The organism is Sphingobacterium sp. UGAL515B_05 (assembly GCF_033097525.1).
In the GTDB taxonomy this organism is placed as follows: domain Bacteria; phylum Bacteroidota; class Bacteroidia; order Sphingobacteriales; family Sphingobacteriaceae; genus Sphingobacterium.
In genome coordinates this window covers 644,338-658,440 of sequence record NZ_CP109907.1, presented here as the reverse complement: position 1 = coordinate 658,440, position 14,103 = coordinate 644,338, and the positions used below count along the sequence as shown (strand labels likewise).

12 protein-coding genes are annotated in these 14,103 nt (G+C 41.0%); 3 read left to right on the top strand and 9 right to left on the bottom strand.

Annotation, left to right across the window (positions count from 1 at the left end):
- Positions 1–30: 30 nt before the first annotated feature.
- Positions 31–1,188, top strand: a complete 1,158-nt coding sequence (locus tag OK025_RS02620; RefSeq protein ID WP_317668231.1) for a sialidase family protein — start codon at positions 31–33, stop codon at positions 1,186–1,188.
- A gap of 167 nt (positions 1,189–1,355) precedes the next feature.
- Positions 1,356–2,624, top strand: a complete 1,269-nt coding sequence (locus tag OK025_RS02615) for a family 16 glycosylhydrolase (protein ID WP_317668230.1) — start codon at positions 1,356–1,358, stop codon at positions 2,622–2,624.
- Between the two features lie 175 nt (positions 2,625–2,799).
- Here the strand turns inward: OK025_RS02615 and OK025_RS02610 are convergent, their stop codons facing one another.
- The 7 genes from OK025_RS02610 to OK025_RS02580 form a co-directional block, all read right to left on the bottom strand.
- Positions 2,800–4,119: a serine hydrolase domain-containing protein gene (locus OK025_RS02610; protein WP_317668229.1), complete on the bottom strand. Its 1,320-nt coding sequence runs from the start codon at positions 4,117–4,119 to the stop codon at positions 2,800–2,802.
- Positions 4,116–4,733 carry a hypothetical protein gene (locus OK025_RS02605; RefSeq protein WP_317668228.1) on the bottom strand — a complete coding sequence of 206 codons (618 nt, stop codon included), beginning with the start codon at positions 4,731–4,733 and terminating at the stop codon, positions 4,116–4,118. The genes OK025_RS02610 and OK025_RS02605 overlap by 4 nt, the downstream gene beginning before the upstream one ends.
- Positions 4,723–5,067: a PadR family transcriptional regulator gene (locus OK025_RS02600; RefSeq protein WP_317668227.1), complete on the bottom strand. Its 345-nt coding sequence runs from the start codon at positions 5,065–5,067 to the stop codon at positions 4,723–4,725. The genes OK025_RS02605 and OK025_RS02600 overlap by 11 nt, the downstream gene beginning before the upstream one ends.
- A 492-nt stretch (positions 5,068–5,559) precedes the next feature.
- Entirely contained in the window at positions 5,560–5,841 is a 282-nt protein-coding gene (locus OK025_RS02595) for a hypothetical protein (protein WP_317668226.1), read from the bottom strand.
- Positions 5,842–5,844: 3 nt separating this feature from the next.
- Positions 5,845–6,558 carry a hypothetical protein gene (locus OK025_RS02590; RefSeq protein ID WP_317668225.1) on the bottom strand — a complete coding sequence of 238 codons (714 nt, stop codon included), beginning with the start codon at positions 6,556–6,558 and terminating at the stop codon, positions 5,845–5,847.
- Positions 6,559–6,738: 180 nt separating this feature from the next.
- Positions 6,739–8,976, bottom strand: a complete 2,238-nt coding sequence (locus OK025_RS02585; protein ID WP_317668224.1) for a Tex family protein — start codon at positions 8,974–8,976, stop codon at positions 6,739–6,741.
- Positions 8,977–9,061: 85 nt separating this feature from the next.
- Positions 9,062–9,583, bottom strand: coding sequence for a twin-arginine translocase TatA/TatE family subunit (locus OK025_RS02580; protein ID WP_317668223.1), 522 nt, complete (start codon positions 9,581–9,583; stop codon positions 9,062–9,064).
- Between the two features lie 242 nt (positions 9,584–9,825).
- Between OK025_RS02580 and OK025_RS02575 the strand changes: the two genes are divergently transcribed.
- Positions 9,826–11,202 carry an MATE family efflux transporter gene (locus tag OK025_RS02575; protein WP_317668222.1) on the top strand — a complete coding sequence of 459 codons (1,377 nt, stop codon included), beginning with the start codon at positions 9,826–9,828 and terminating at the stop codon, positions 11,200–11,202.
- Between the two features lie 71 nt (positions 11,203–11,273).
- Here the strand turns inward: OK025_RS02575 and OK025_RS02570 are convergent, their stop codons facing one another.
- Positions 11,274–12,623 (bottom strand): dihydrolipoamide acetyltransferase family protein, encoded by a 1,350-nt coding sequence (locus tag OK025_RS02570; RefSeq protein WP_317668221.1) that lies wholly within the window; start codon positions 12,621–12,623, stop codon positions 11,274–11,276.
- 112 nt (positions 12,624–12,735) lie between these two features.
- On the bottom strand, positions 12,736–13,989 hold the full coding sequence (locus tag OK025_RS02565) for a competence/damage-inducible protein A (protein WP_317668220.1): 1,254 nt from the start codon (positions 13,987–13,989) through the stop codon (positions 12,736–12,738).
- Between the last annotated feature and the right edge of the window lie 114 nt (positions 13,990–14,103).

Genomic DNA, 14,103 nt, shown 5'->3' with positions numbered 1-14,103 from the left:
AATAGAAGTAACAATAAAACTTATATAGATATGAAGAAATTAGGGACAATGTTGGTATTTGCACTGTTGGCAGGAATTTGTCACGCTCAGGAAGTGAATGTATTTGTTTCAGGAGAAGATGGCTATAAAAGCTACCGCATACCTGCTATTGTAAAGGATAAAAGCGGACAGTTAATTGCTTTTGCAGAAGGTAGGGTGGATCATGCTGGCGATTTTGGTAATGTGGATATTGTTTATAAAACCAGTCAGGATAATGGAAAAACATGGGGGCCATTGCAAGTTGCTGTTGACAATGATAATCTGCAGGTCGGAAATCCAGCTCCGGTAGTGGATCTATTGGATCCGGCATATCCGAAAGGACGCCTGTTTCTTTTTTATAATACGGGTAATAATCATGAGGGAGAAGTCCGCAAAGGAAATGGTTTGCGAGAATGTTGGTCAATTAGTTCGACCGACGGTGGTAAGACCTGGTCTAATCCAGAAAACATCACGCTACAGACGCATCGTCCCAATCAACCATCCGTAAATGCACAATATATTTTTAAGGAAGACTGGCGGACTTACGCAAATACGCCCGGACATGCTTTACAATTTGATTCTGGTAAGTTTAAAGGACGTATTTATATTCCTGCTAACCATTCTGAAGGAAATCCGAAAGAAAATGGCAAAGATTATTTTGCACATTCATACTACTCGGACGATCATGGAAAGACATTCAAGATAGGGGAAAGTGTGAAATTTGAAGGATCAAATGAAACAATGGCCGCGCAGATATCGCATACAGGGCTGTATATGAATTCCCGTAATCAGCAAGGTAATGTCAAATCGAGAATTGTGTCTTATTCAAATGATGGTGGAGTTACTTGGGATACAACCTATTATGATAAAAACTTATCCGATCCGGTCAACCAGGGTTCAGTGCTTTCCTGGCAAAAGAAAGGAAAATATGTATTGGCTGTGTGTAATGCTGCATCAACCAATAGAAGAGACAATCTAACCGTTAGATTGAGCAAAGATCAGGGCAAAACATGGTATTTTAATCAGGTAGTTGCTAAAGCACCCGAAGGTATAAAGGGTGATTATGCTGCTTACTCCGACCTGGTCCTTTTAAGCAAAAACAAATTGGGCGTTCTATTTGAAAAAGAGAATTACAGCAAAATTGTCTTTTTGCCCATAGATACTCAATAATCGGGCACAGCGTATTATCGATATAATACCTAATTTCTTTCATTTCTTCCTTTTAGTTAAACAGGAAGGAATGAAAGATAAAAATGAATCTTCGATTATATGGCAGCTTGCTCCACAGGCTGTTAAATAACGATATAAACTTAATAAAACCAATAATCAAAAACTAAATGAGAAAAACCAAATTTTGGCTGGTGCTGAGCCTAATCGCAACCAGCCTGTCTATTTTTGCCTGCAAAAAAGACTCGACAGCAACAAAAACTCCGATTCCGGAAGTAAGTAAGGCGAAGGCCTCGACTAAGCTATTAAATGCGACTACCGTAGCGACAACTGATTACGAATTGGTCTGGTCGGATGAGTTTAATAGCAACGGGAGCTTTGATTCCACAAAATGGTCTTATGCTGACAGGGGCACTGTCGCATGGAATAAGTATATGACCTCTTTGCCGGCTTATGCATCCCAAGATGGGAGCAATCTCGTATTGCGTATGGATAATGCTGTTGTAGCCGGAGATCCTGTTGCCTATCATGCGGGAGGAGTTAAGTCGATGGGGAAATTTAGTATGACTTATGGAAAAGTTGAAGTGAGGGCTAAATTTACGCAAGGAAGAGGTTCATGGCCCGCTATTTGGATGATGCCCGAACCGGCTACAGCGTATGGTGGCTGGCCAGCCTGTGGTGAAATTGATATTATGGAGCATGTTAACAACGAAAGCGTAATGTACCATACGATCCATAATAGCTCAGTTACCAATGCAAATGGTGGGAGCACAGCATCGAAATCTGCTACCTATAATACCACAGATTACAATATATATACGATGATCTGGAGTCCAAACGACATTCGATTCTACGTCAACAATGTATTGCAGTATACCTACGCAAGAGTTTCCGGTGGAGGGACGCAGCAATGGCCATTTGATGTTCCTTTTTATCTGATTCTAAATCAGGCCGGTGGAGCGGGATGGCCAGGGGCGATCACAAATGCTGACTTACCCTTTAGTATGCAGGTGGATTATGTACGTGTGTATAAACTGCCTTTATTTAGCAATGGCGATTTCGAAAGCGGTGTCATCTATCCATGGACAACATGGGGCGGTGGAGCATCGGTTGTTTCTACCGATGCCCGGACAGGAACCAAATGCATCCGCGAAACAGGCGGAGAGACATCCATTGAACAATACCTGACTGGTTTAACGCCGAATACGACCTATCGTTTTGGTGGCTACGCCAAAGTGTCTGCAGCTGGCCAGTCGGTCAGTATCGGTGTCAAAAATTACGGTGGAACTGCAGTCAATGCGACTATAGGTACGACCAGCTATTCCAGTAATTCGGTTACTTTTACAACTGGAGCCAATAATACCACAGCTACCGTCTATTTCTATAAACCCTTGAGCGGTACCGTGTACGGTGATGATTTCTATTTGGAAAAACTGTAAAATGCCATAGTTGAAAGAGCAGCGGTTTAGTTCAACCGCTGCTCTTTTCGAGGTGCGCGTGATGACGAAGGCACCGGTCCGCATTGAGGATGTCGATATCACTACCGCAGGACAAATGCAAAATGGTGCCGAATAAAGGCCGTGAATCCTTACATTAGTTAACCGCAGTATTCCCTTATTTCTTTAAAACAAGCGTATGTCCATTTTGGTAGAGTGTCATTTTGTTTTCGCTACGTTCGAAAACTATTTTTACGCCAAATTGCGGTTGGATTAGCGTGTTTCTATCCTTGGGTTTCAGTTGAAATGCCGGCTGACCGACAACTTGACCCAGCACCTTGTTGCCTTCTTTGGTAATATTTATCTGGATAGGAGGTTGCTCGCTTTTATATTCGCCAACGAGACTTAAAATTTCTTCCTCTGTCAATTGTATTTCCGCAAGATCAGGAAGTGGAAAAGGTTTTTTATAAAGCTCGCCAAGGCTGAACTTTAGAATTTCATTATTATTATAATTGTTGGCATTACTAATGATAGCGATATTATAATTACCATCATCAAAATGGCCCGCTACCGAGGAGTATCCGTCTATACCACCTGTGTGGCCAAAGCCCATATGTTCATAGAATGGCAATTGGAATAAGCCCAGTCCATAGCCCTGATCTATTTTTTTCATCTCTTCCAGGCTTGCAGCATTGATTATTTTATGGCTAAATAAACCATTGAAAAATTTGCCCAGATCTGCCGGAGTTGACCAAACTGCTCCGGCTCCAAGCGGAACAGAATTGTCTGTGTGTGGTTCAAGAGACCATTCTTTCGTGTACCGATAGGATTCGCTCAGATCACTGTTATTGCTTTGCGGCCGGCCGAATGTGGTATGTTCCAACTTTAATGGTCGGCAGATATACGCATTCAACAAAGAGGCATAGTCTTTTTTCCATACTTTTTCAAGGATGTAAGTAAGTAGAATGTAGTTTGAATTACTGTATTCATGTTTGCTTCCGGGGGCAAATTCAGCTCCGCCTTTGATAATGCGTTCAACAAGTTCCTGCTCTGTTTGAGGTTTAGTGTTCCATGTTAAATAATCTTTGTCGTCCGTGACGCTATGAACCCCGCTGCTATGATTTAACAATTGACTGACGGTTATCTTTTCCGCGTTGGGAATGCTTTTAAAGTAGGTTGCTAATGTCTGATTTAACTGGAGTTTTCCGAGTTCAATCGTTTTTAAAACAAGTGTTGCGGTGAAAGTTTTGGAGATTGAACCTATTCCATAACGCGTATGTATGTTGGCTTTCTTTTTCTGCGCCAGGTCTGCATATCCAATTGCCTTTTGATAGAGTAATTGATCGCCTTTGCTGATCGCAATACTGCCCATCCAGACATTATTTTTATCCATAACGGCCATCAGGCTGTCCATGCGAACAGGATTGAATTCCTGAGCTTTAAGAATAGGGTTCGATAGTGTTCCTAAGAGAAACAGTAATACTGAAGTTCTTTTCATAATTTATGGTGAATAGATTTTTTGAGTTTCAAAATTAAGGTGGAGGAATAGTAAAGTCCACTGATGATAAAAAGAAAGGCGGGAATGAAATAGTTGCCCAATTGTTCGTAACGCAGGGCTTCTTCGTGCTGTAAAATAAGTTTGCCGAATATGAAAAACTTGTTGGGCGCATAGAAGAATCCGACTCCCCGAGGATCAATAAATTTAGCAACGACTAGAAATACGGCGATGAGCATCAGGGTATAGATGATATAATAAATCACATTTACGATCCCTTGTGTGAGTATCATAGGTACCCGCAACAAGGCTACGGATGTATGAGAAGGTTCGATGGACGGGGCAACTGAAGTTAAGGAAATCATTTCTTCGATAAAAGTCTCCGGTAACCCGAGTTTGTCTAAGATTTCTTTGAGCTGACTAGGCATGGCGTCAGGGATTAACTGTGGGGGAAGCTGCTGTTGCAATGCCTCAAATATGTGGCTATTGATTTCACATAAGATATCCTGTCTTTGCTCCAAGGCTAATTTTTTGACAAGAGCCGTCGCTTTTGACATGTAGTCTTGATAAAGCTGAGCTGAAGATTTATTTGTAAAGTCTATCTGGTTATAATGCATGGGTCAAAGTGGTTATATGTTGGTTTAAGCTTGTCCAGTACGTTCTCATCGCTGCGAAGGTACTTTGACCTTCCTTTGTTATTTTGTAATATTTTCTTGGAATTCCTGTCGCTTGTGGAACCCAGTTCGATTCTACCAATCCTTCGTTTTTTAAACGGATCAATAAAGGATATAAAGTTCCTTCGGCAATATCAATCGCTGTTTTCTTCTTGACCTCCTGGATAAGATCGTAGCCATAGTATTCTTGATCGTAGGCAAGAATGCCTAATACAACGAAAGAAAGACTTCCTTTTTTTAGCTGTGAAACCCACTTGTCAATAAATTCTTTCTTCATGTAAGTAAATATAGAACAAAATACATAGTAATACAAGGTGTCTGTTCTGAATTTTTTATGCTGCTCTTTACGGAGCATTATATCCTATTAAAAATAGAGCAGGATAAGCAGATTTAAGACAACAGGGATTAACTTTCTGTTTAAAAAAAAACACTTGAAGCGGGGAACTTCAAGTGTTTAACCTAACCAATTATTAACCTAAATTTATGAAAAGTATATTTTCTCAAGTATAGTATACTACGTTCAATATCTATGCCATTTTTAATTGTTAGTCTTATAATATTTTTGTTTGTGTTATTTTTGTTACGTAATATGCCTTAATATAGTTAGTATTATATCTTATTTGGTAATATTTTTATGTTTTTAAAGATATTGACCAGGTTAAAAAGAACCTGAGTTAATTTTCTATACTATTTGTGACTACTTTATTACTCAAATTGTCCTTTTGTGTATATAAAAGAAAACAGTTGCCGTCCGAAAATGGAAATATTTTTAGTACTGAACGTAACGTTTGAATAGGTCTTTCCACTCATCTTCCAAGTTTCCTTTATATACATCCTGTTTGGCACGCTGATACCAGTATTCAGCATTCCATTGATCGCCCTCTTTGCGGTGTAAATAAGCATGAACATGTGCTGCATCGGCTCCACCCAATTGATCGATGAGGTCATGGGCAGTTTTCCAATTTCCTTTTCGATCATACCAAAGTGACTTTTGTACCGCTGTCCAGTGCTGAACTGGGCTTTCAAAAGATTGAAATTCTTCTATTGTCATATTTTATTCTGTTATTTCTTTACTCCAGATTTCATATATATCGTCTCCTTTCGAACTCTTTCCTTTATGATGCCATGCGCCATTTATGATTTCACCATCAAAGGCGAGCTCTTGCCCGACTCTGTTATTATCTCTCGAAAAGAACTGTATTTTTTCGGAGTACCGATTATTATTGTACTGATAGTCGCCTCCGCCTGTACCATAGAAACCCTTTTGAGCGGGATTAATCGCTACCCATTGAAAATAGCCATCAACCAATATTTTGATTGTTTTACGATCTGCTTTGGGAATAGCATGCATTTTACCCTCTTGTTGTCTGCTGGTGATTCGCCAAAGCGCATCAAGGTCTTGCGGAATTTTTTTCTGTTTGATATAGAGATGGTAGCTATTGGCTGTTTTTAGGCGAAGGGAGTCTGCTTCAATCCGGTAAGACAATTGGGTTTCTTTGCCAATGGCTGCCGAATCCTGTGAGTTATACTCGATAGCGATAGTGATCAGATTATGCTGCTTATCAAGTGCGCCGCCCCAGGTATGCTGAAAACGTTTTCTGACGTCATCGTAACTTATAAATGAAATATAATGGTCTTTAACGAGCATTAAATGTTTATTGATGCCATCCTGATACAGGTAGGCCCCGTCGTGAAGTTGCTGCTGTGCCTGGGTTTTAGAAAAATAGATTCCAAAAAACAGGAAGAATAGTAGGGTACAATTTTTCATAACGGGTTTAAACTTGTTTCCGTTAAAGATACAAAATAAAAATGTCGCCACGAATGATGAGCGTAGGATTTCATTGCATCAAAAAAAGCTGACCGGCTAGCGCGCTGCCTCAAGAAGTTACAAACTTATTGGAGGTGGTCTGGCGCACGGTCAGCTTTTTTGGTTTGAAGAAAAATGTATCTATTTGAACTTACTAGCCAGTGCAGCTAGCTTACTGGCCATATCCGTTTGTGGTTCGACCTGTTTTTTGTTGTCATTTTTCCTGTTTTTTGGTAACGCAGGCTTTTCATCTGTCTTCATGGATAATGCAATGCGATTACGTTTTTCATCCACTTCTGTCACTGTCACCATAACATGCTGCTGTACTTTCACGACCTCTTGTGGATCTGAGACATAGCGATTGGATAATTGACTTAAATGTACCAGACCGTCTTGGTGAACACCGATATCAACAAAAGCACCAAAATTCGTGATGTTGGTGACGATACCTGGTAACTTCATACCGACACGTAAATCCCCGATGCTGTTGACCCCATCCGTGAATGAGAATGCTTCGAATTTTTCCCTGGGATCTAATCCGGGTTTCGCTAATTCATTTAGAATATCGTTTAGTGTCGGTAGTCCTACTTCATCCGAAATGTAGTTTTTCAAAGGAATGGATTTTCTCAGGTCAGCATCTGTCAATAGGTCCTCCACTTTTTTTCCCAAGTCTTTGGCCATTTGTTCTACTAATGCATAACGCTCGGGGTGTACCGCCGAGGAATCCAAAGGATTTACCGCATGGCGAATACGAAGAAATCCAGCTGCTTGTTCAAAAGCTTTATCGCCAAGGCGGGGGACTTTCTTCAGCTCACGTCTTGAAGCAAAAGGGCCATTCTCATTTCTGTATTTGATGATCTGTTGGGCCAACGATGGACCCAGACCTGAAACATAGGATAAAATTTGTTTGGATGCTGTATTCAGTTCAACACCCACTGCATTTACACAGCTGATAACCGTATCGTCCAGTGATGTTTGAAGTTTATTCTGATCTACATCATGTTGATATTGTCCGACACCGATCGATTTTGGATCGATCTTAACAAGTTCAGCAAGTGGATCCATCAACCGTCTGCCAATAGATACGGCACCGCGTACCGTAACATCTTGATCTGGAAATTCTTCACGTGCCGTTTCTGAAGCCGAATAAATGGAGGCGCCGCTTTCATTGACCATAACGATGATAACGTTATTTAATCCGAGTTTCCGTACAAATTCTTCTGTTTCGCGGCCGGCGGTTCCATTACCGATTGCGATGGCTTGGATATCGTATTTCGAGACTAAATATTGAATTGTTTTTTTTGCTTCTGCCAGTCCATTGGCACCTGTATGCGGAAAGATGGCTGTATTTTCTTTGAGTTGTCCTTGTTCATCCAGCACCACTGTTTTACAGCCTGTCCGGAATCCCGGGTCGATGGCAAGCAGTCTTTTCTGCCCTAGTGGAGCGGCTAGAAGTAATTGACGAACATTGTCGGCAAAAACTTTGATGGCCTCTTCATCGGCCTTTTGCCTTGTCAATACACGGATTTCCGTCTCCATCGAAGGCTTTAGCAAGCGTTTATAACTGTCTATCAAGGCAAGTTTCACCTGAGCAGCAGCAGCATTGGCTCCTTTCACATAGATTGCTTCGATACGGGGTACAATTTCTTCTTCATTGATATCGATATCTAAATAGAGCAACTCTTCTTTTTCACCGCGGCGCATTGCCAAGACGCGGTGTGAGGGTGCATCTTTCAATGATTCAGACCACTCGTAATAGTCTTTATATTTTAGGGCAGCTTCTTCCTTTCCAGGAACTACCCTCGATACAAATAAGCCTTTTTCCAGAAATATCGCTCTCGACTTGGCCCTTACTGTGGCATCTTCCGCAATGATTTCTGCAATAATATCGCGGGCACCTGCCAATGCTTCCTCCGTATTTTTTACGCCTTTTTCTTCATCGACCAAACTATCCGCAAGGGCGAGGAAATCGTCCGTTTCTTGCGCTAAAATAAGATCCGCTAAAGGTTGCAGGCCTTTTTCACGTGCCACACTGGCGCGAGTTTTACGCTTAGGTTTGAAAGGCAGGTAGATATCTTCAAGACTGGCCATGGTTTCGGCAGCCAATACCTGTTGCTCAAGTTCTGGCGTTAGTTTTCCTTGATCGGTTATGGATTTCAGAACAGCTTCTTTACGTTTATCTAAGTCGCGGAGCTGCTGGAAACGATCTCTGATAGCGGTGATTTGAACTTCGTCCAAACTACCGGTCATTTCCTTACGGTAGCGCGAGATAAAGGGAACCGTAGCACCTTCGTCTAATAGTGCTATAGTCGTGCGAACCTGTTTTTCGCTAATAGAAAGCTCGTTAGCAATAGTAATTTCGTGTGTTGATAAGCTCATTGTCGGTTTAATCTTAAAAAGTAGAGCTGTTGAATCACCATTCAACAGCTCTAAGTATATCTAATTATAAACTAAAGTAGTAAAATTAAGCAGGTTTATTGGTATTGTCCTGCTCAGGAACTTTTTTATCTTCTACCTCGTTGTTTTTAGTTTCAGCAAAATGATCGTTATACCCGTACGTGATGTGGGATGGCTCTTCGCCGTAATCCGGTTGTTTATGTGGATTATGTTCGACAACACCGGCTGGTGTTGTAAACTCATATTTTTTCTTTGGTTGTTCTGTTTCTGATCCTTCTGTGGTTTCCTGTGGTTTCACCTCTTCTTCGTGTGCTGCTTGAGCTTTCTCTTCAGCTACACGTACATCATTAGGGACAGTTTCTTCTTTGACTTCTGTTTTAACGTCTATGTCTTTCTCGAAATTATTGATTTGATCTGAAATTTCACGCTTGATACCTTCTGATGCATCTTTAAATTCACGTATTCCTCTTCCTAAACCTCTCGCCAATTCAGGAAGTTTTTTGCCTCCAAAAAGTAACAAGATTGCAAACACAATTAAGATCATCTCTTGTGTTCCGATGTTTAGAAATGCTATTACTGGATTGTACATACTCTTTTTCCTCTTCTTTTGATTACTAACTAGATGCTAAGGTACATTTATATTTCTATAGTTCTTAGACCCAAAAGTAAATTTAAGATAATTTTAAGGTATTTGAAACATAAAAATTACTTAACAAAGTGCGGTTATTTGATGGGTGTAAATTGTTATATTTTTGCTAAATATTTTTTAATATGACGATAGGGTAGCAATATCTTCGTATTTTTGTGCCTATTTTTTTAGGGAAATCGATTATGTTGGGAAATTTTAAAACATTTAAACCGTATTACAAAAGTACGATGGTATTGGCGGGGCCGGTGGTGATCTCACAATTGGGACATACACTGGTGCATACCGCAGATAGTGTAATTGTTGGACATTTTGCAGGAACCATTCCATTGGCAGCAGTTTCGTTGGTACATGCAGTTTTTATGGTTGTCATGGTCATCGGGTTGGGAGTTGCTTATGGCATCACGCCGTTGATTGCGCAGGAGAATGGACGTGATAATAAGAAAGAATGTGCCATATTGCTGTCCAATAGCTTCTGGTTAAATATTATCGCAGGGCTCTTGTTGTTTGCTTTAGTTTACTTTGGTTCGATGTTGGCTATTGATCACCTCAACCAAGATCCGGCTGTGGTGAAAGAAGCGAAGCCTTATTTGTTTATTCTAAGCTTATCCATGCTTCCGTTGATGGTATTTAGTACTTTCAAACAATTTGCAGAAGGCTTGGGCTTTACCAAGCAAGCCATGAACGTGACTATTTGGGGAAACGTGCTGAACATTATATTAGCTATAATCTTTGTTAAAGGAATGTTTGGCATCAGTCCCATGGGGGTTAAAGGGGTTGGGTATAGTACACTGATCGACCGCGTGCTAATGATGTCCGTGATGATGACTTATGTATTGCGATCAAAGAAATTTAGGGGTTATATTCAATACTTTAAGGTGACATTGGTAGATCGGCAACGATTGCTTAAAATAGTACGTATCGGGGCGCCTGTTGCTATGCAATATGTCTTTGAAATTGGCGCCTTTGCCGGAGCATCGCTATTGGCGGGGACAATAAGTGCTACAGCGCAAGCCTCCCATCAAGTGGCCATTCAGTTGGCTGCCATGACCTATATGATGGCGAGTGGTATTGCTGCCGCTGCAACAATCAAGGTGGGGAATAGTTATGGTAATAGAAACCTTTTTCGTCTCGAAAGATTTGCACTTACTTCGTATCAATTGGTGTTGATCTTTATGGTGATTACAGCATCTTTGTTCGCCTTACTGAACAATTATTTGCCCTATATTTTTACTTCAGATCATGCCGTGGTGATTATTGCTTCTCAGCTGTTGATTATTGCGGGCCTTTTCCAATTGTTTGATGGTACGCAAGTTGTCGGTCTGGGGGTATTACGTGGTATGGGGGATGTCAATATTCCAACCATTATCACATTTATTGCTTACTGGATTATTGGACTACCAAGCGGCTACCTCATGGGAGTGGTATTTAACTGGGGTATCAAGGGGATCTGGTACGGACTTACTTTAGGCTTGTTAACCTCTTCGCTTTTACTTTATCTGCGGTTTCAATTGGTGATCAAGAAGAAGAAAATACAGTTCGAGCAAAGTATGTTTAAGTAGCAAAAAATATATTTTAGATAATAAAAAAGGCTCTGTTAAGAGCCTTTTTTTATGTTGATTGATTGAAATCGTTAGATCACTCTATTGCTATCCCAGTTTTCCAGGTAGTCCGCAACGCGTTTTAAGAAGGTACCTCCGAGCGCACCATCGATTGCACGGTGGTCGTAAGAAAGTGAAAGATACATCATATGTCTAATACCGATCATATCACCATATTCCGTTTCTATTACCGCCGGTTTTTTCGTGATGGTACCAACAGCTAAGATTGCAGCTTGCGGTTGGTTAATGATGGGAGTTCCCATAATATTACCAAAAGCGCCAATATTGGTGAATGTAAATGTGCCGTCTTGCGTGTCGTCCGGTTTTAATTTATTTGCTCGTGATCGTTGTGCAAGGTCATTGACACTTTTACTTAATCCGACCAAGCTCAATTGATCTGCATTTTTGATAACCGGCACGATGAGATTACCATTCGGCAATGCTGCTGCCATACCGATATTGATATTTTTCTTCTTGATGATATTGTAACCGTCGATCGAGATATTGACCAATGGAAAATCTTTGAGTGCTTTGCTAATAGCCTCGATAAACAAAGGAGTAAAAGTGATATTTTCTCCTTCGCGTTTTTTATAGGCATCTTTGACTTTATTGCGCCACAAAACCAAGTTGGTAACATCTGCCTCAACAAAGGAACATACATGTGGAGAGATCTGTACACTTTTGACCATATGATCCGCGATCAATTTTCGCATGCGATCCATCTCAATGATTTCATCAATGCCATTGGTAACGGTGTGAACATGAGACGGTGCTGTGGAGACTACTTTGGGAGACTCCAAGTTTGTACTTGCCAGATCCACCTGAATTGGTTTTTCTGGTTTTGACGAGGAATCCCTATGCGCGACATAAGTTAAAATATCTTCCTTGGTCACTCGCCCTTCTGCCCCTGTACCCTGAATACGGTCAAGTTCATCTTGAGACAAGCCTTCGTGACGTGCGATATTTTTTACGAGAGGCGAATAGAAACGTAGCGTATTCTCATATGGAGCAGATGAAGTTTCAGCTGCTACATTGGGTAGCTGGTCTACACCAGGGATATTCATTGTTTTGATCTCTTCGGGAATTATCGCTGAAGGGACTGTATTTTCTTGCGTTTGAATCGCAGATTCTTCACTTTCGCCTTCAATTTCTATAATTGCAACGACCTCACCAACTTGGACAGTCTGGTCTACGGTATAGCACTGCTCTTTTAAAACACCTTTTACAGGGGAAGGTACCTCTGAATCAACTTTGTCCGTTGCGATTTCCAATAAAGTGTCATCTTCCTCAATCAGGTCACCCGGTTGTTTTAACCATTTGGTGATTGTCGCCTCGGATACACTTTCTCCCATTTTTGGGAGCAAGAGTTTATATAAAGCCATATTTTTTAGCAATCTCGTTATAGAAAAACGAAGTTAAATAAATTGTGGTTTACTTTCAACAATTTAAAATATTATTCCTGAAATAACATGTTTTTTGAAATATTATTTTACCTTATTCGGTGTCTTGTTCTTTTACAAGCAACTTCCATAGAAGTAATAAAGCATTCATACGCGTACGTTCGATGTTGACAAGTCTGTCGTTATTAAATTGGAACTGCTTGGTTAAAATTTCTTTTTTTCCGGCAACAGCCACCCAAATCGTTCCGACGGGCTTTTCAGCTGTTCCACCACCCGGCCCGGCTATTCCAGTTGTTGCAATAGCATACTCCGAAGAAAAAGCCTTTTTTGAACCGGAAGCCATCTCGATCGCCGTCTGCTCACTTACTGCGCCATATTGGATCAGTGTTTCTTCTTTGACGTTCAACAATTGTTGTTTTAATGCGTTGGAGTAGGGGATAGTACCACCAAGGAATATCGTGCTGCTTCCCGCTACTGCGGTTATGGAAGCGGCAAGGCTACCACCGGTACAGCTTTCTGCTGTTGTCAATGTTGAACCTCGGCGGGCAAGCTCTTTTATCAGATGCGGCTCTATGCTGGTATCATAGTCTGCTATCACGTAGTGCCGTAAGCGGTGAAGAAGTTTTGTTTTAAAAAGGGCAACTTGGAGCATAATGTCTGACTTGTTCCTACTTTTGCCAGAGAGCCTTAAACGGATAAAAGCCAATGTGGGCAGATAGGCTAATTTTATGCTCGGCGGGAGCTCTGCTTCGATATCTTTTATTTCTTCTGCTAAATAAGATTCACCAATGCCACCTACCAAGATTGTTTCATGGCAGATAAATAGATCCGGATCCTGTTTGGCTAATAGGGGGAGTACATGTTTCTCCATCAGAAATTTCATCTCAAAGGGTACTCCGGGCATAAAAATAAACTGCTTTTGGTCCTGACGGACCAGCATACCGGGGGCGGTGCCATAGTCGTTAAATAAAACCTCACAATTAGCGAGGACATCGGCCTGTTGAAGGTTGATATCGAGCATTTTTAGATTGCGCGATTCAAATATGTTGGTCACATGTTGAAGTACATTCGCATCGCGGATTAAGGTAGTCCCAAAATATTTTGCAGCTGTTTTTTTTGTGACATCATCTTTTGTTGGCCCCAGACCTCCGGTGATCAGAATAAGATCTGCCCGGGACGCAGCATCTTTCAGCGTTGTTGAAATTGCTTCTTCGGTATCGGGGATCGATGTCATCTTAACGATATCGACTTCGAACCGGAGGAGTTGCTTGGCGATCCAACCCGAATTGGTATCAATAATCTGGCCGATGAGGATTTCATCGCCTATGGTAATAATCTCTGCTTTCATCTTTAAAATAATTAAGCGATCACATGTCTATTCTGAAAATGGACATAGGGGTAAATCGTTCTATTTTCTTAATCTTCCAGAATTAAACTATTCATGTACTACATCCTAAAAATG

What these genes read in the sequence shown, in the direction of transcription:
- OK025_RS02620 (WP_317668231.1), top strand. Translation starts at nt 31, where the DNA reads ATGAAGAAATTAGGGACAATGTTGGTATTTGCACTGTTGGCAGGAATT.
- OK025_RS02615 (WP_317668230.1), top strand. Translation starts at nt 1,356, where the DNA reads ATGAGAAAAACCAAATTTTGGCTGGTGCTGAGCCTAATCGCAACCAGC.
- OK025_RS02610 (WP_317668229.1), bottom strand. Translation starts at nt 4,119, where the DNA reads ATGAAAAGAACTTCAGTATTACTGTTTCTCTTAGGAACACTATCGAAC.
- OK025_RS02605 (WP_317668228.1), bottom strand. Translation starts at nt 4,733, where the DNA reads ATGCATTATAACCAGATAGACTTTACAAATAAATCTTCAGCTCAGCTT.
- OK025_RS02600 (WP_317668227.1), bottom strand. Translation starts at nt 5,067, where the DNA reads ATGAAGAAAGAATTTATTGACAAGTGGGTTTCACAGCTAAAAAAAGGA.
- OK025_RS02595 (WP_317668226.1), bottom strand. Translation starts at nt 5,841, where the DNA reads ATGACAATAGAAGAATTTCAATCTTTTGAAAGCCCAGTTCAGCACTGG.
- OK025_RS02590 (WP_317668225.1), bottom strand. Translation starts at nt 6,558, where the DNA reads ATGAAAAATTGTACCCTACTATTCTTCCTGTTTTTTGGAATCTATTTT.
- OK025_RS02585 (WP_317668224.1), bottom strand. Translation starts at nt 8,976, where the DNA reads ATGAGCTTATCAACACACGAAATTACTATTGCTAACGAGCTTTCTATT.
- OK025_RS02580 (WP_317668223.1), bottom strand. Translation starts at nt 9,583, where the DNA reads ATGTACAATCCAGTAATAGCATTTCTAAACATCGGAACACAAGAGATG.
- OK025_RS02575 (WP_317668222.1), top strand. Translation starts at nt 9,826, where the DNA reads ATGTTGGGAAATTTTAAAACATTTAAACCGTATTACAAAAGTACGATG.
- OK025_RS02570 (WP_317668221.1), bottom strand. Translation starts at nt 12,623, where the DNA reads ATGGCTTTATATAAACTCTTGCTCCCAAAAATGGGAGAAAGTGTATCC.
- OK025_RS02565 (WP_317668220.1), bottom strand. Translation starts at nt 13,989, where the DNA reads ATGAAAGCAGAGATTATTACCATAGGCGATGAAATCCTCATCGGCCAG.